Raw genomic sequence first — 17,276 nt, 5'->3', positions numbered from 1 at the left:
TCGACGGTAGCCCAGTTCGCCACCGATACTCCCGTGGCAGGCCCCGAATCGGCGACCGCTGCCGCCGGTCTTGGTAATCTGGACACAGAGGAAACCCGTACTCAGGAGGTCGTGGTGCCCGGTGGTTTGATGTTGATCGCCTACGACGGATCCGACAACGCGAAGCGTGCCGTGGAGTGCGCAGGACGGTTCCTCGCCTCCAATCGCGCTGTGCTGGTGACGGTGTGGGAGCCGATGGTCCGTCAGGCCGCGCGCATGTCGGGACTGTCCGGTGTGATGCAACCCGAGTGGGTGCCCGACGAGGAGACCGAGGACGTCGCGTTCTCCGACGCCAAAGTCACCAACGAGGAGGGCATCCTGCTCGCCGAGGCCGCCGGGCTCACCACCGAGGGTCGGTGCATCGAGTGCACCAGCACGATCTGGACCGCGATCGTCGAGACTTCGGACGAACTGGCCGTCGACATCATCGTCACCGGCACCCGGGGCACCACCGGTCTGCGGTCGCTGCTGCAGAGCAGCGTCGCCGACCACGTGTTGCGGCACAGCCACCGCCCGGTGCTGATCGTGCCTCCCGGGAAGTAGTCGCGGCGCCCGACTACTGTCGGGTGCACCATGGACGGCTTTCTTCTCTCACGCGCCGATCGAACGCTGCGCACATCCGGAGTGCGGCACGGATACGACACCGCGGCCGCCGCTGTCGACGCGCTCGCGACCGGTGACACCGGGCTGATCGTCGGGGCGCTGCCGTTCGATCCCGCACGGCCCGCCGCGCTGACCGACCCGGAATCGTGGGAGTTCACGGACGGCCCGTGGCGGCCCGGCGCCGTCGCCGCACTCCCCTCCGTCCGCGTCGTTCAGCAGATTCCCGAACCCGCCGAGCACGTGGCCCGCGTCCGGTCCCTCGTCGACCGACTGCGCGCAGGCACCCTCGGCAAGGTGGTGGCCGCACGCGGCGTCACCCTCCGCTCCGATGCCCCCATCTCCGCAGAAGCGTTGGCCGCACGGATGATTCACCAGAATCCGACCGCCAACGGGTTCGCCGTCGACCTGTCCGCGGCCGGCGACGACTTCCGCGGCCGCAGCCTCGTCGGAGCCAGCCCCGAAGTCCTGCTCAGCAGGCGCGGCCGGCGCGTCACCTGCCGCCCCCTCGCGGGAACCGCCCCCCGGCGCGCCGACCCGGAGGCCGACGAGAAGGAAGGCCGGGGCCTGCTGGAGTCCACGAAGAACCTGGCCGAGCACGCCTTCGTGACGGCGTGGATCCGCGACGTCCTGGCGCCGCTCTGCACCGAGTTGACGGTCCCGGAGTCCCCGGTGCTGACGAGCACGCACGAGGTGTGGCATCTGGCGACACCCATCGAAGGCGTGCTGCGCGAGGAGTCGACGAGCGCCCTGAGCCTGGCGGTACTGCTGCACCCGACGCCCGCGGTGTGCGGCACCCCCACCGACGCCGCCCTGGCGACCATCCGGGACGTCGAGGAGGATCGGCGGTTCTACGGCGGCGCCGTCGGGTGGTGCGACGGCGACGGCGACGGCGACTGGGTCGTGGCCATCCGCTGCGCCGAAATCTCCGCCGACGGACTCGAGGCCCTGGCGACCGCGGGCGGGGGCATCGTCGCCGAATCCGACCCGGAATCCGAACTCGACGAGACGACCACCAAACTGCGCACGCTGCTCCGGGCGCTGGGTGTACAGCCGAGCCCGTGAACTGCGGAAACGGCCGCCCGCGAGCACCAATCAGCAGTTCGGCGGCTTGCGGGTGATACCTTGACCCGAGCAATTCGTACGCGGGAGTAGCCGTGTGCGTCGATGGCACGACGGTGGGAGATGTCAGATGGGGAAGTTCCTTGTGCCCGGTGTGGTCAGCGCCGTGGTCGGTGTCGCTCTCGGCACCGTGGCGACGCTCGGCATCACCGCAGCCGCACAGGACAACACGCGTCCCGAGGTCGACCGGAGCGGCAACGCGGATTCCTCACTTCTGAACCAGGTTGAGTACGGCAGCCGCTGAGAGCGCCGGCTCAACAAGTTCCCGCACTTCCCCCGAGTCGGCGGCCATGTCGTCCATGGCGCCCTCGGCGGAGCCTCTGTCGCGGCGGTGGCTGTTCGGCGCCTCTGTCGTAGCGTTCCTTCTCGCATTTCTCCAAACCCCCGGCCGACTCGCTGCCGACACCAAGTACGACCTGTCCCAGAATCCGATCGGATTCCTGGAACGGGCGTCCCATCAGTGGAGCAGCCAGGCTCCTATGGGCCAGGTGCAGAACCAGGCCTACGGGTACTTCTTCCCGCACGGCGCGTTCTTCGCGCTCGGCGACATCCTGAGCGTCCCGCCGTGGATCACGCAGCGGGTGTGGTGGGCACTGCTGCTCGTCGCCGGATTCTGGGGCATCGTCCGGCTCGCCGAGGCGCTCGGCGCCGGTAGCCGCTCGTCCCGCGTCATCGCCGGTGTCGCGTTCGCGTTCTCCCCCCGCGTCCTCACCACCCTGGGTTCGATCTCGTCGGAAACCCTCCCGATGATGCTGGCGCCGTGGGTTCTTCTCCCCGTCGTTCTCGCCCTCTCCCACGTGAGTGGCAAAGCGTCCCCGGACACGCATTGGCGCTCACCTGCACGGCTGGCGGCCCAATCGGCGCTGGCCGTCGCGCTGATGGGTGCGGTCAACGCCGTCGCGACCGTGGCGGCGTGCCTCGTCGCAGGCCTGTGGTGGATCTCCCACCGCCCCAACCGCCGGTGGTGGACGTTCACCGCGTGGTGGTTCCCGTTCCTCACGCTGGCCACGCTGTGGTGGATCGTGCCGCTGCTGCTGCTCGGCAAGGTGAGCCCGCCGTTCCTCGACTACATCGAATCGTCCGGGGTGACGACGCAGTGGACGTCCCTCGCCGAAATCCTCCGCGGCACCGACAGCTGGACACCGTTCGTGTCCCCCGAGCGCATCGCGGGCGCGGTCCTCGTCACCCAGCCCGCCGCGGTCGCCGCGACCGGGCTCATCGCCGCCGCCGGGCTCGCCGGTCTGTGCATGCGGTCGATGCCTGCCCGCGGTCGTCTCACGCTGATCCTGTTCGTCGGGGTCGCCGGACTCGCCGCCGGATACATCGGCGAACTGGGTTCCCCGTTCGCCGAGCAGGTGCGACTGTTCCTCGACTCCACCGGGGCGCCCCTGCGGAACGTGCACAAACTCGAACCGCTCGTCCGGCTCCCCCTCGTGCTCGGGCTGGCGCATCTCCTCGCGAAGGTGCCGCTGCCCGGGTCCGTGCCGTTCGCGCGGTGGCGCAGCGCGCTGGCGCATCCCGAGCGTGAACCGATGGTCGCGGTGACCAGCCTGGTGCTGGTCGCCCTCACCCTCGCGACGTCGCTGGCGTGGACGGGCAAGCTCGCACCGCGCGGCACGTACACCGACGTGCCCGACTACTGGCAGCAGGCCGCGTCGTGGCTGGAGGACAACGCCGGGGGCACCAGCCCCGACGGTTCGGACGCGGAGCGCGCACTCGTGGTGCCCGGCGCACCGTTCGGCAGCCAGCTGTGGGGTCTCACCCGCGACGAGCCGATGCAGGCGCTGGCGTCCACGCCGTGGGCGTCCCGCGACGCCGTCCCGCTCACCCCGCCCGGCACCATCCGGGCGATGGACTCGATCCAGCGGTTGATCGCCGACGGCCGACCCTCGGACGGCATGGCGCAGACCCTGCTCGGCCAGGGCATCCACTACCTCGTCCTCCGCAACGACCTCGACCCGGAGACGTCGCGGTCGACGCGCCCGCTGCTCGCGCACCAGGCCGTCACCGAGTCTCCCGGATTCACCCGGGTCGCGGACTTCGGCGAGGACATCGGGCCCGGCGACGTCGAGGGCCTCGTCATCGACAGCGACCTGCGGCCCCGATATCCGGCGATCGAGATCTTCGAGGTGTCGACGCCGGACGGATCGCCCACGACGAGCGGTCCCTACACGGCGAACGTCGACGGTATTCCTCGCGTGCAGGGCGGTCCGGAATCGCTACAGCGCCTGCGGGAGAACGGCGCCCTGCCCGGAACCGGACCCGTCCTGCTGGCCGCGGACGCGAAGCGCGCCGGACTGCCCGTCGGCGACGTCACGGTCACGGACACGCCCCGGGACCGCGAAACCGACTACGGCCAGGTCGACAATCACAGTTCGGCGCTGCGAACCCCGGACGATGCGCGCCGCACGTTCAATCTCGTCCCCGACTATCCGGTGGCGGACACCCCGCTGGTCGAGGGCCGGTGGGAGGGCGCGACGCTGAGCGTGTCGAGTGCGGCGTCCGACGCCACCCAACTCGGTGGCTCCTCCCCCGCCAGCAGTGCCGCCGCGACCGTCGACGGCGACCCCGCGACGGGCTGGTTCAGCAACGGCATCGAGCGGGCGCTGGGCCAGTGGCTCCAGATCGACTTCGACACCCCGCTCACCAGTTCCCTGCTGCACATCACGACGAGCCCGGCCGCGATCGGCGCCCCCGTCCGCTGGATGGAGGTGTCGACGCCCAACGGCAGCACGGCCGTGAAGGTGGACGCCCCGGGCAAACCGATCGCCGTGTCCGTTCCCGGCGGCGTCACCCCGTGGGTGCGAATCACCGCGACCCGCACCGAGAACGGTTCCCCGGGAACACAGTTCGGCATCAGTGAGGTGTCGGTCGAGGACTTCTCCCAGCGAGACGCCCCGGTCACCGTGCCGATCCGGTACCGAACGGTGCTGCCACCCACCCCCGAGGGCGCGTCGGTCTCGGGTTGGGACCTCAGTCAGGAACTCCCCGGCCGCAACGCGTGCGCGGACGCCCCGGACCGGGTGCGGTGCAGCAACGCCCTCGTCCTGCCGCCCGAGGAAGTCGGCACGTTCGAGAGGACGCTGTCGGTCCCCGAACCGACCGCGGTGACGCCGCAGCTCACCCTGCGGGCCCGGCAGGGCGCACCGCTGGAGGACGTTCTCACGCAACGGGATCGGCCGTCCGCCGACGGAACCAGCAACATCACCGACCTTCGCGGATCGGCGTTCGCCGCCACCGACAACGATCCGCGCACCAGCTGGTCGGCGAAACAGGACACCACCAGTGGCAAGGGCGCGAAACCGACCCTCACGATCGATCTTCCCGAACCCACACTCGTCACCGGCCTGCAGCTCACGCCCAGCCTGGGTGCCGTGCCCGCCGCCCCCGACCGGGTCGCCGTCGACCTCGGGAGCGGACCCCAGGTGCGCGACGTGGACGAGGACGACGGGACCGTCACCGTCGAACCCCGGGTGACCGACCGGATCGTGCTCAGCCTCGTGTCCTGGAAGAGCACCCTCGACCAGAACGCTCTCGGGTTCGCCCAGTTGCAGCCCGCCGGACTCGCCGAGGTCGGGGTGCTGGGCGCAGGCGGCGTCCTGCTGCCCGGCTCGGGTCCGGTCGACGACGCCGGCGACCGCCCGGTCACGGTGCCCTGCGAGGAGGGGCCGGTCGTGTCGATCGGCGGGCAGCCGGTTCGCACGAGCGTCACCGCAACCGCCGGGCAATTGCTTTCGGGCGACCCGGTTCCCGCGACCCTCTGCGACGGTCCCGGCCCCGTTCCGCTGGCGGCGGGAGCGCAGGACGTGACCGTCGACCCGGGGGCGGCGTTCTTCGTCGACAGTCTGCGCCTCGACGCCGGACCGCAGGCGCAGGCCGTTCCGACCGAGCAGGTGTCGACCACCGCGTGGACCGAGAACCACCGGGAACTCACGGTGCCCCGCTCGGACACCGAGCGCCTCGTCGTCGTCCCCGAGAGCACCAACGTCGGCTGGGTGGCCACCGCCCCGGACGGCGGCGAACTGACGCCGGTCGTCGTCGGCGGCTGGCAGCAGGGATGGATCCTGCCCGCGGGAACCGAGGGGACGGTGACCCTCGACTTCCCCACCGACCACTGGTACCGGTTGGGGATCTTCGGCGGCCTGCTGCTGCTGATCCCGTTGCTCGCCGCCGCGCTGTGGCCGCGTCGCGCCCGTGAGCGCGATCCCGGTCCGGCACCCCGGACCTGGGGCAGCGCAACGGCCGGGTGGCTGGGAATCCTCGCCGCCGCCACCGTGATCGGTGGTCCCGTGGGCGCGGTGACGACGGTCGTGGCGACGCTGCTGGCCGTGGTCCTGATCCGGCTACGCGGAACCGCCACCACCGCGCGCGTGCTGGTCGGGGTCGCCGGAGCGTCGACGATGCTCGGCATGGCGATGCTGTCGACCGGGCCGTGGCGCGCGCCCGGCGGATACGTCGGGCACTCGTTTCTCGTTCAGTTCCCGCTGTTGCTCGCGCTCGTCGCGACCGGACTGGCCGTGCTGCCGCTCGGACGTTCGGCGTTGCTCGCGCGCGCCTCCCAGCGTTTGACGGCGCGGCGCGCCGGTTCCTCCACCAACGCGTAACTCGCCGACGCGACCGCGACACTCAGCACCGTCGTCAGGAACAGAATGTAGACGAAGTGGCCGGAGAACGGGACGAGCCCGAACACCGGGAAGACGATGGACAGCACCGCGAGGTGCCAGATGAAGATGCCGTACGACCAGCGGCCCACCGCGAGAGCGAGCGGGCTCGCAAGGTAACGGTGGGTGGACCTGTCGGACAGCACCAGCGGAGCCATCAACGCGAAACTGATGACGGCGCCGAGCGCCATCTTGACGGCGTACTGCCAGGGTTCGGGACGCACCAGCCCCTCCGGCCCGGCGAGGTCGGTCGCCGTGAGCGCGAATGCCACTGCGGCGACGAGGAACATCCGGACGCGGTGATGCGCCCAGCGGTGCATCCGCCCGGGCGGGCTCACCGCCAGTTCGGCCAGCAACATCCCGGCGCCGAACCAGGGCAGGTACCCGGGCAGCCAGTTGTCGTGGTGGATGCCGCCCGGCGTCGACACCGGCACGAACGCCCACGTCAGGCTCACCGCGATCAACGCGAGGATCGCCGGAACACGCAGCCGCGCAGCCGGACCCCGCAACCGGACCAGCGCGAAGGCCAGCAGCGGAAGCACCAGGTAGAAGGCCACTTCCACCGACAGACTCCACATCTGGGTCAGACCGTCGGTGAGGGTGAGGGGCACGAACACCTGCACGAGACCGAGATTCGCCCACCACGTGCGGTAACTCGCGTTGGCGGTGGGCAGGAACGTCAACACCACCGCCACGGCGACCCAGTACGCCGGCAGGATGCGCGTCGCCCGCGAAATCCAGTACCGCACGACACTCGGGGCGGACCCCAACCCCCGCGCCGCCCCGGCATGGCTGCGCCACAGCAGGAATCCCGACAGCGCGAAGAAGACCGCCACCGCCAGATCGAATCGTCCCCAGATACGGCCGAGGACCGGCACGTGCGTCGCGCCCGTCTGGAACGCGACGTGCGTCACGAGCACCCCCAGCGCCGCGAGACCGCGCATCCCCTCCAGTGCGGGAATGAAACTGCGCGGAGCGGCGGGCGCTGCGGGCGCGGGCGAGATCGTGGCCGAGGTGCTCATCACCAACAGTGTGCCTGGTCCGGGCGCTGTGACGGAAAACTCCGTCCCCGTCACTTCGCTGCGGAACGGCTGGTGCGTTTACTATCCGATGGGGCAAATGCGCATTCGAGACTGTTAGTGTTTTGCCTCACGTGGTGTCGATGTGGGCTCCATGCGATCCGTGCAGCCGTGCTGCCGGTGGGGGAATCTCAATCGACAGAATTGGGTTAGGAGAGAAAGCATGGCGGAGCGCTCAGGGCCGAGCCGGATACTTGCTTGCATTCTGGTGGGCCTCGGTGCCTTCCTCTTGGCCGTCGCCATTCTCATTCCCACCTACACGGTGGGCAAATTGGCGAAGACGCCGTTGGACCTCGAAGTGACCACGATCGCCGAAGGTTCCGGCAGCGTGCTCAACTCGCAGTCTCTTCTCGCAGGCAAGGCCGAAGTCAACACGAACGTTCCACTGGTGTCACAGCGTTACGTCACCACCGAGGACCCCGCGAACGCGGACGTCGTCACTCTCCAGGCAGGGCAGACGCTGCGGCGCACCGACAAGCAGGGCGACACCGGACTGCTGTCCGCGATCGTCGACCGCAACACCGTCGACCGCAAGACGTCGATGCCGACCAACGACCCGGTGGGCACCATCCAGACGCAGCCCAACCAGCCTGCCGAGGAAGTTCCGCGCGACGGACTGCAGTACAAGTTCCCGTTCGATTCGAAGAAGCAGAGCTACCCCTACTTCGACCTGAACGCGCGCGCCACCCAGGACATCGACTTCGTCGAGGAGACGGAGATCAACGGCCTGAAGGTGTACCACTACAGCCAGACGATCGCCCCCGTCGACCTGTCGAAGGTCGTCAACTCGCCCACCAACAAGCTGACGCTGCCCGCCGAAGCCTGGGGCGTCCCCGGTGGCACCCTCCCCGTCACGATGACCCGCTGGTACACCAACGTGCGTGACCTGTGGGTGGAGCCCGAGACCGGTGTCGTCGTCAAGGGCCAGGAGCAGCTGCACCAGTACTACGCCCGCAACAAGGACAAGCCGGAGATCGACGTCCTGAAGGTGGAACTGCCGTTCAACGAGCAGACCATCGAGTACCAGGTCCAGCAGGCCAAGGACGGCATGGACAAGCTCAGCACGTTCGGTCGCACCGTGCCGATCATCGCCGGCATCCTCGGTCTCATCGCCCTGATCGCAGGACTGTTCCTCGGTCTGCGCGGCGGCAAGGGCAACCAGCCCGCACCGGCCGACGGTGGTGACTACCCCCAGAGCGGTGGTGGACGCCACGTCGACCTCGGCAAGTCGGATGCCTCGGAGGCTCCCACGGAGCAGCACGACTGGACCACGGACAAGACGGAAGAAATTCCCGTCGCAGATCCGCGCCGGTACGACGAGCGGTAGAGCATTACAGCCGGACGCCACGTAGTCCGGTGCGAAAGGGGACCTCGGTACTGCACCGAGGTCCCCTTCGTCGTGTCAGATCGCAGGTGCGTCACGTCGCGCGCTGCGCACGGCGAAGAGACTCGCGATCAGGGCGGTGCTCGACGCGACCGTCACGGCGACGGCGATGAACTGCCCGATCGTGGACGCGAGGGTCAGCATGGCGGTCATCTCGACGGCGAGGCCGATCCAGGCGATGACGGCGAGGTGCGTCCGCTCCCCCGCGATGGCGGACAGCAGGGCGCCCTGCAGGACGGCCAGGCAGGCGCCGTGGAGCGCGAACAGCCACAGCAGCGACTGCACGGGCCGGTACGCGTCGCCGACGAGGAGCGGAACGACGGGGGCGGCCACGGCGACACCCGCGACGAGCACCGCGCCGAGTCCGACGAGGACGGCGAGCGCCGAGCGGATCGCCTGCGCGGAGTGCGCGGGATTCGCCATCCGTGGATAGAGCACCACCCCGACGGCCTGCGGCAGCCAGAACGCGGCCTTGGTGGCGACGGCACCGAGCGCGTACAGGCCTGCGTCGTCGTTGCTGAGCACGATGCGGGCGATCACGAGGTCCATGGACGACAGCGCGATCAGCGCCAGTTGCACCTGCGACGCCTTCAGCACGGCCACGACGCCGATTCGGGTGCTCGACTCCCCGATGATCCCGGAATCGGCGAACAGTCGCGCGCACAGGGCCACCAGGCCGGTGCCGACCGCGCTGGCGGCGAGGGCGAGTCCGGGCCCGGCGCCGACGGCGAGCACCACGACCGCGGGAACGACCTTCGCGATTCCGGCTCCGGCGAGGACGACGCTGAGCGGACCGAACCGGGCCGCGCCCTGCAGCAGTCCCTGTTCGGTGGCGAGCAGGACGAGGACGGGTGCCGTGATCAGCGCCGAGAACGTGGCGAGCATGCCGGTGTCGAGGGCCCACGACACGAGGGGTGCGAGCAGCATCGCCGCGACCGCGACGATCAGCGCGCAGCGGTACCCCAGCAGCCGGACCGCGTGCGCGCCCTTGCCCCGGACCACCTCGCGGGCGACGACGGTCTGCAGTGCGAGCGCGGGGACGGCGAGGACGAGTTGGGCGGCCAGCAGACTCGCGAACTCCCCGTAGCCGGCCGGACCGAGCCAGCGACTGGCCGCCCAGGCAAGCAGGTAGGACGCGATATTCGCGGTCATCGAGCCCGCCGTCACCATCGTCACCCCGGCGACCGCCGAGCTGGTGAGGGTCTGGCGTGGCATTCGCCCATGATGCACTACGCGCCGTGCGGGCCGGGTCGATGCACCACGTATCGTGACGGCCCATGACCGTCCGGCGCCGAGCACCGTTCGCGGCGGCGGTCTACAGCCTCGTCCTGGCGTTACTCGTCCTCGGTCCGCTGCTCGGCCCCGGCTATCTGCTGCTGCGTGACGCGGTGAGCACTCCCCGCTCGTATCTCACGGACTCGGCGCTCGGTCTCACCGATGCCGCCGCGCGGGCGGTCCCGCAGGACGCTCTCCTGGCTGCGCTGAGCACGTTCGTCGACGGCGGCCTGGTGGTGAAGGCGATCCTGCTGCTCGCGCTGTGGGCGGCGGGCTGGGGCGCGGCCCACATGGTCCGGACCGTCCTGCCGACCGCAGGGCTCGGACCGCAACTCGTGGCCGCCACGGTGACGGTGTGGAACCCGTACGTCGCCGAGCGACTGTTGCAGGGTCACTGGAGTCTGCTGACGGGGTACGCGGCGCTGCCGTGGACGGTGTGCGCCGCCGTCGCGATCCGGCGGGGCCGGGGCCGGGGGTGGTTCGCCCTCGCGGCCTGCCTCGCCGCGGCCGGGCTGACCCCGACCGGGGTGTTGCTCGCGGCGGTGACGGCGCTGGCCGTCCTCGCCTGCCCGGGTGGACGCTCCGCCCGGTGGCTGCGTCTGACGGGTGTGCTGGGCCTGTTCTTCGCCGCGAGCGCGCCGTGGCTGGTGGCGACGGCGCTGTCCGGCGGCGGTGGGGATGGTTCCGATCCTGCCGGGGTCGCGGCGTTCGCGGCCCGCGCCGAGCCGGGTCTGGCGACGCTCGGCAGTCTCGCCGGGCTCGGCGGCGTGTGGAACGAGACCGCCGTCCCGCAGACCCGGACCACCCTGTTCGCCCTGATCGGAACGGTCCTGCTGCTCGGCGTCGTGCTGTGTGGCCTGCCTGCGCTGTGGCGGCGTCGACGGCATCCCGCGGTGGCCGCGCTGACCGTGCTGGCACTGCTGGCGGTGCTGCTGCCGACGCTGGGCGCGACGGCGTGGGGTCTCGACGCCGGCCGCTGGTCGGTGCAGCACGTCCCGGGCGCCGGGTTGCTCCGGGACGCGCAGAAGTGGGTGGCGCTCGCGGCGCCGCTGTATGCGCTCGCCGCCGCGGCCGCGGTGCTGCGACGCCCGGTCACCTGGTCGGTCTCGGCCGTCCTGATCGTGCTGCTCGCCCTCCCCGACCTCGCGTGGGGCGTCGGCGGCGCCCTGCGCCCGGTCCACTATCCGCCGTCGTGGCAGCAGGTGGCCGCAGAGTTGGACAGCGACCCGACCAGCGGGGACGTCGCCGTCCTGCCCACCGGCATGTTCCGCAAGTTCCCCTACAGCGGTTCCGCGCCCGTCCTGGATCCCGCCCCGAGAATGCTGCCGAAGGACGTCCTGCAGACCGGCGAACTGGTGGTGGCCGGTGGCAGCGTCGAGGGCGAGGGGTCCCGGGCGCAGCAGGTCGAACGGGTGCTGCTCACCGGCGGTTCCGCCGCCGATCTCGCGTCGCTGGGCGTCCGATGGGTTCTGGTCGAGCGCGACACGCCCGGACCGCGCGGCGAATCCGCGACCACCCTGTCCGGGTTGGAGCGACGGTTCGCGGACGAGCATCTGGAGCTGTACCGCGTCGACGGCGACGTCGCGACGCACGAGGCGTCCGCATGGGCGCGCGCGACGGTGGTCGCGGCGCACGTGCTGTGGGCGATGCTGCTGGCCGGTGGTCTACTCGGCGCGGGCGTGCTCGAGGCCCGGTCGCGCCAGCGCCGGCGACACCAGCCCTGACGTGCGCAGGCCCGCGGCCGTGCCCGCCAGCACCTCGTGGACGCCGTTTCCGGTGTGCTTCCAGGAGAACTCACCGGCCCGGACGCGGGCCTTCTCGCCGAGCACCGTGCGGGTCTCGGGCTCGAGCAGGAGCGTCTTGACCGCCGCGGTCAGGTCGGCGACGTCGGCCGTCGCCGCTTCCGCGCTGCCGACCAGAACGCCGGTCACGCCGTCGACGATCGAATCCGTCAGGCCCTTGGAGCTGCGGTAGCCGACGGTCGGGACGCCGTGCTGCGCGGCCTCGATGACGGCAAGACCCCAGCCCTCCTTGCGGGACGGCATCACGTGCACCCAGGACTGCGACAGCAGTTGGTGTTTGCGGGTCTCGTCGACGTGCCCGTGGAACGTGACGGCGTCGCCGATGCCCAGCTCGTGCGCGCGGTCGCGGAGGTTCTGCTCCCACCAGCCGCCGCCGATGACGTCGAGGTGCACGTCGGCGATCGTGGGGCGCAGCACAGCGACGGCCTCGAGGGCGTCCTCGATCTGCTTGTGCGGCACGAGCCGTGACAGTACGCACACACTGGGGTGCGCGGTCCTCGTGTCGGCTCCGCCTATCTCCACGTCGAGGGGGATGTCGTCGGCGCCGTTGCGCACCACCGCGATCCGCTCGCGCTCCACTCCCAGTTCGACGAGTTCGTCGGCGGACGGCAGCGACACGGTGAGGTACTGGTCGTCCCGGTGCGTGCGCGGCGACAGCCGGGATTCCACCCACCAGCCGATCTTGCCCATCAACCGGCCCGCCACCGGCCACTGCTCGCGGTGGCAGTGATGGACGAGCAGCGTCACCGGTGCGCCGGCGACGACGCGGGAGAAGAAGGGGATGCCGTTCTGGGTGTCGATCACGGCGTCGGGCCGGATGCCGCGGAGCGGCCCGAAACCGAGCCGGCCGGCAGCGATCGCGGCGAGTGCGCGGGGATAGACGCTGTACCGCCCGCCCGCCCGGCTGATCTCGATGCCGTCGACGGTCTCCTTCCTGGCGGCGCCGCGGTAACCGGCGGTGCGGAGGGTGACCTTGATTCCCCGCGCCGCGAGCTGCGCGCCGACCTCCTCGAGGTACCGCTCACTGCCGCCACCCTGCGGGTGACCGGTGTCGCGCCAGCAGAGCAGCAGAACCTCTCGCACGTTCATGAACTCCTGTGGTCGGTGCGGTACTCGTGGTCTCGGGGCGGGACGTTCCGCGCGGTAGTCCCCGAACACCCTATCGGTCGCATTCCGCCGGATGTTGCAGCCACCGCGCACGGATTGCCGTCCCGGGGGCTGCACTCGCTAAGGTTCAGTCTCGTGACGACGCCTCCCGTGACCCGGCGATTCGGTCGACGGGCAACCCTGAAGAGGTCGTTCGGCCTGCTCAGCGACTTCCGGCACGAACAGACCGCGCCCGACCTGTTCTACGGCGCCCTCGCCCGCGACTCCGTCGAACTGATCGGCGACCTGTGGGGCGGTCTGACCGACACGGATCTCACCGGTACGACGGTCCTCGACGTCGGCGGCGGCCCCGGCTACTTCGCGGACGTGTTCCAGCAGGCCGGTGCCCGGTACGTCCCGGTGGAACCGGATCCGTCCGAGATGCACGCCGCGGGGCTCGCGGTGGGCGGCGCCGTGCGTGGGTCGGGGCTGGCGCTGCCGTTCCGCACGTCGTCGGTGGACGTCTGCTTCTCCTCCAACGTCGCCGAGCACGTCAGCGAACCGTGGGCAATGGCGGAGGAGATGATCCGCGTGACGAAACCCGGTGGCCTGATGGTGCTGTCGTACACGTTGTGGTGGGGCCCGTTCGGCGGTCACGAGACCGGGCCGTGGCATGCACTGGGCGGCGAGTACGCCGCCCGGCGTTACCTGCGCAAAAATGGCCGCGATCCCAAGAACCGCTACGGTGTGTCCCTGTTCAAAGTGGGTGCGGCCGACGGGCTTCGGTGGGCCCGGCGCACCCCGGACGCGGACCTGCTGGCCGCCTTCCCCCGCTATCACCCGCGCTGGGCGTGGTGGATGGTGCGGGTTCCCGGACTGCGCGAGTTCCTGGTGAGCAACCTCGTTCTCGTGATGCGGAAGCGCTGACCGTGGTCGCACTGGCACTCGACGTCGGCGGCACCAAGATCGCCGCCGGGACCGTCGACGCGGACGGCACGGTGCCGCACCCGGTGACCACTCCCACGCCGGCAACCGGAGTCGCGGACGCGTGCACCGCCCTGCTGCGCGAGGTCGCGGGAGACGCGACGATCACGTCGGTCGGCATCGCGTGCGCCGGACCGGTCGACACGGTCGCCGGCACCGTGTCGCCCATCAACATCGGCGAGTGGGCCGGCGGATTCGGCCTGGTCGGCGCCGTGCAGGACCTGTTCCCCGGCGTTCCCGCGCGACTGGCGATGGACGGCGCCGCGGCCGCGCTCGGCGAGCATCGCCACGGCGCCGGTCGCGGCGCCCCGGACCTGCTGAGTCTCGTCGTGTCCACGGGCATCGGCGGCGGGGTGATCCTCGGCGGCCGCATCGCCACCGGCCGGACCGGCAACGCGGGACATATCGGTCACATGGTGGTTCCGGGCGGAACCGACCCGTGCACGTGCGGCGGGGTCGGGTGCCTGGAGACGGTCGCCAGCGGACCGTCGTCCGTGCGCTGGGCCCGCTCCCGCGGATGGCGCGGGACGACGGGCGTCGAACTGGCGCGGGCCGCCGCGGACGGTGACGAGGTCGCAGTGGCCGCACTCGACCGCGCGGGGACCGCACTGGGGCAGGCCATCGCGTCGGCCGCGGCCCTTCTCGACGTCGATCTCGCGGTGATCGGCGGCGGATTCGCGCAGGCCGGGCCCCCGTTGTGGGATCCGATGCGCCGGGCCGCGGCCCGTCACGCCCGGTTGTCCTTCGTCGCCGATCTGCGGGTGGTACCCGCGGAACTCGGCGCCTCCGGCACGCTCGTCGGGGCGGCAGTCCTTGCCGCCGGCGAGGGCTGACGCAGCGGAATCCACTCACCTGTTCCGAAATTCTGTAACGTGTTCTAGTGTTCAGGGTCACACCACGTTCAGGAGAGGAGGTGACCGTGAGCACGAGCGCAACCCGATCTGCCGACGACTCCGATCACCAATCCGAGGTCGCCAGGCCCAGTGACTCCCGTCGCGATCCGGAGGTGCTGCGGGCGGCCCTGCAACGCTGGCTCGCCACGCAACTGCCGGCCGACACCGCACCCGAAGTCACGCACGTCCATCTCCCCGACGCCAACGGCATGTCGAGCGAGACCATCCTGTTCGACGCCACCTGGTCGGGCGAGGTGCACCCGCTGGTCGCACGCGTCGCGCCCGCCGACACGACGATGCCCGTCTTCCCCGACTACGACCTCGACGGACAGTTCCAGGCGATGACGCAGGTCCGGGAGCACTCCGCCGTCCCGGTCCCGGTCGTCTATTGGTCCGAGCCCGATCCCGGGCCGCTGGGCGCCCCGTTCTTCGTCATGGCCCGCGTGTCCGGGCAGGTGCCGCCGGACGTGATGCCCTACAACTTCGGGTCGTGGGTGACGGAGGCGACCGAGGAGCAGCGCGCGGTGCTGCAGCACAGCGCCGTGAATGTGCTTGCGCAACTGCACGACATCGACCGGCCGTGGGAACGGTTCGCGTTCCTGCGACTGCCCGGCGCCGGCCCCACTGTCACCGAGGCGCTCGCCGCGCACATCCGGCAGCAACGCGACTACTACGAATGGACGACACAGTCGGGTCCCCGGTCCCCGCTGATCGAACGCGGCTTCGCGTGGATGGAGGAGAACCTCCCGGACGACTCCTCCCCCGCCGTCTTCTGCTGGGGCGACGCCCGCATCGGCAACATGATGTTCGAGGACTTCCGGCCCGTGGCCGTACTCGACTGGGAGATGGCCACGCTCGGGCCCCGCGAACTCGACCTGGGCTGGATGACGTACCTGCACCGGTTCTTCGAGGACATCGCCGCGGCCGCCGGACTCGACGGGATGCCCGACTTCCTGCGCCTCGACGACCTCGCCGCCCTGTACGAGGAACTGACGGGCCACACACCCCGCGATCTCGAGTACTACACCGCCTACGCCGCCCTGCGGCAGGCCACGATCATGCTGCGAATCCAGGAGCGCGCCATCCACTTCGGTCAGGCCGCCGCCCCCGAGGATCCGGACGACCTGATCATGCACCGGGCCTCGCTCGAGGCGATGCTCGACGGCACGTACTGGGAGAAGATCCGATGACCGCCGACTACGCCGGAAATCCGCTGTCCCCCATGGACGACTACCCCATCCATCAGGTGGCCGAACCCATCCGGCGCGTCGCGACGTCCGACCGCAACTTCTACGACCGCTACTACTTCAACTGCTATCCCTCCGACGAGTCCGACCTGTTCCTCATCATCGGTCTCGGCCAGTATCCGAACCTCGGGGTCACGGACGCGTTCGCGGTGCTCCGCCGCGGCGACGACCACATCGTGGTCCGCGGGTCGGCGGCGCTGGGCCACGACCGCTCCGAGAGCACCGTCGGACCGTTCCGCGTCGAGGTCCTCGAGGGGCTGCAGCGCCTGCGCGTGGTGCTCGCACCGGGCGACTACGACCTCTCCTTCGACCTCACCTTCGACGGCGCGATCCCCGCGACGCTCGAGCCCCGCCACTTCCGCAGGCAACTCGAGCGCGTCACGTTCGACACGAGCCGCTTCGTCCAGACCGGCACCTGGGCAGGCGAACTCACGATCGATGGTGAGTCTCGCCCCGTCACCCCCGACACCTGGCGCGGCAACCGCGACCGGTCGTGGGGAGTGCGTCCCGTCGGCGAGTCCGAGCCTCCCGGACGGCGGGCGGTCGACGGGATCCAGAACTTCTTCTGGATCTACTCGGTGATGCAGTTCGACGACTATGCCGTCTCCGTCGTCCTGCAGGAGGACGAACTCGGCAGGCGCATCGTCGAGGAGGCCGTCCGCATCTGGCCGGACGCCGACCGCGAGCCCGAATGGCTGGGCCGGCCCGAACACGAGCTGAAATTCGAGCCCGGGACGCGGGATGTCACGTCGGCGTCGCTGAGTTTCCACCGGCCGACCGGCGAGGTCGTCACCGTCACCTGCGACCTGCTGGTTCCCAACTACATCGGCATCGGCACCGGGTACGGACTCGAAGCCGACTGGCGTCACGGCATGTGGCAGGGCGAACTCGTGGTGCAGGGACTGCGCAAACGGGCGTCCGAGATCGAGCCGGGACTGCGGATGTTCTGCCCCGTCGACAATCTCACCCGATTCCGGCTCGAGGACGCCGGCGAGACCGTCGTCGGGACCGGGCTGTTCGAGGTCGCGGCGATCGGGCCACACGCACGATACGGATTCGACAGTTTCACCGACACCGCCTCCTGACCGGGGGGGACCGACACGA

General features: G+C 70.6%; 12 protein-coding genes and 1 pseudogene. 10 read left to right on the top strand and 3 right to left on the bottom strand.

The window, feature by feature from the left end; all coding sequences use genetic code 11:
- The first annotated feature begins 114 nt into the window (after nt 1-114).
- The 4 genes from I1A62_RS36145 to I1A62_RS46910 all read left to right on the top strand — a co-directional run bounded on the left by I1A62_RS36145 (nt 115) and on the right by I1A62_RS46910 (nt 6,365).
- The gene (locus I1A62_RS36145) at nt 115-582 is read left to right on the top strand and encodes a universal stress protein (RefSeq protein WP_072947517.1); all 468 of its coding nucleotides are present in this window, start codon (nt 115-117) and stop codon (nt 580-582) included.
- Nucleotides 583-612: 30 nt separating this feature from the next.
- The gene (locus I1A62_RS36140; protein WP_219457000.1) at nt 613-1,704 is read left to right on the top strand and encodes an isochorismate synthase MenF; all 1,092 of its coding nucleotides are present in this window, start codon (nt 613-615) and stop codon (nt 1,702-1,704) included.
- 127 nt (nt 1,705-1,831) lie between these two features.
- A complete protein-coding gene (locus I1A62_RS36135; protein ID WP_072947516.1) occupies nt 1,832-2,005 on the top strand; it encodes a DUF2613 domain-containing protein in 174 nt (57 codons plus the stop codon).
- 46 nt (nt 2,006-2,051) lie between these two features.
- On the top strand, nt 2,052-6,365 hold the full coding sequence (locus tag I1A62_RS46910) for an alpha-(1->3)-arabinofuranosyltransferase (RefSeq protein WP_219456999.1): 4,314 nt from the start codon (nt 2,052-2,054) through the stop codon (nt 6,363-6,365).
- Between the two features lie 23 nt (nt 6,366-6,388).
- On the opposite strand, the pseudogene I1A62_RS36125 reads toward I1A62_RS46910, so the two are convergent.
- Nucleotides 6,389-7,444, bottom strand: a pseudogene (locus I1A62_RS36125) (acyltransferase family protein); the annotation flags it as partial.
- Nucleotides 7,445-7,664: 220 nt separating this feature from the next.
- Here I1A62_RS36125 and I1A62_RS36120 point away from each other — a divergent pair.
- The gene (locus tag I1A62_RS36120) at nt 7,665-8,828 is read left to right on the top strand and encodes a DUF3068 domain-containing protein (RefSeq protein ID WP_087555017.1); all 1,164 of its coding nucleotides are present in this window, start codon (nt 7,665-7,667) and stop codon (nt 8,826-8,828) included.
- Nucleotides 8,829-8,903: 75 nt separating this feature from the next.
- On the opposite strand, the gene I1A62_RS36115 is transcribed toward I1A62_RS36120, so the two are convergent.
- Entirely contained in the window at nt 8,904-10,100 is a 1,197-nt protein-coding gene (locus tag I1A62_RS36115) for a polysaccharide biosynthesis protein (protein WP_124392542.1), read from the bottom strand.
- 62 nt (nt 10,101-10,162) lie between these two features.
- Here I1A62_RS36115 and I1A62_RS36110 point away from each other — a divergent pair, with 62 nt between their 5' ends.
- Nucleotides 10,163-11,884: a hypothetical protein gene (locus I1A62_RS36110; protein WP_219456998.1), complete on the top strand. Its 1,722-nt coding sequence runs from the start codon at nt 10,163-10,165 to the stop codon at nt 11,882-11,884.
- Here I1A62_RS36110 and I1A62_RS36105 read toward each other — a convergent pair.
- On the bottom strand, nt 11,825-13,045 hold the full coding sequence (locus tag I1A62_RS36105; protein WP_219461620.1) for a glycosyltransferase family 4 protein: 1,221 nt from the start codon (nt 13,043-13,045) through the stop codon (nt 11,825-11,827). The two genes, I1A62_RS36110 and I1A62_RS36105, sit on opposite strands and share 60 nt — an antisense overlap.
- Before the next feature lie 174 nt (nt 13,046-13,219).
- Between I1A62_RS36105 and I1A62_RS36100 the strand changes: the two genes are divergently transcribed.
- The 4 genes from I1A62_RS36100 to I1A62_RS36085 all read left to right on the top strand — a co-directional run bounded on the left by I1A62_RS36100 (nt 13,220) and on the right by I1A62_RS36085 (nt 17,257).
- On the top strand, nt 13,220-13,975 hold the full coding sequence (locus tag I1A62_RS36100; protein WP_124392572.1) for a class I SAM-dependent methyltransferase: 756 nt from the start codon (nt 13,220-13,222) through the stop codon (nt 13,973-13,975).
- A 2-nt stretch (nt 13,976-13,977) separates the two neighbouring features.
- Nucleotides 13,978-14,865: an ROK family protein gene (locus tag I1A62_RS36095; RefSeq protein WP_219456996.1), complete on the top strand. Its 888-nt coding sequence runs from the start codon at nt 13,978-13,980 to the stop codon at nt 14,863-14,865.
- Between the two features lie 80 nt (nt 14,866-14,945).
- The gene (locus I1A62_RS36090; protein ID WP_124392545.1) at nt 14,946-16,115 is read left to right on the top strand and encodes a phosphotransferase family protein; all 1,170 of its coding nucleotides are present in this window, start codon (nt 14,946-14,948) and stop codon (nt 16,113-16,115) included.
- The gene (locus tag I1A62_RS36085) at nt 16,112-17,257 is read left to right on the top strand and encodes a hypothetical protein (protein WP_219456994.1); all 1,146 of its coding nucleotides are present in this window, start codon (nt 16,112-16,114) and stop codon (nt 17,255-17,257) included. The genes I1A62_RS36090 and I1A62_RS36085 overlap by 4 nt, the downstream gene beginning before the upstream one ends.
- The last annotated feature ends 19 nt before the right edge of the window (nt 17,258-17,276 follow it).

The organism is Rhodococcus sp. USK10 (assembly GCF_019378875.1).
Taxonomy (GTDB): Bacteria; Actinomycetota; Actinomycetes; order Mycobacteriales; family Mycobacteriaceae; genus Rhodococcus_F; species Rhodococcus_F pseudokoreensis.
This window is presented reverse-complemented; position numbering and strand designations above follow the sequence as displayed.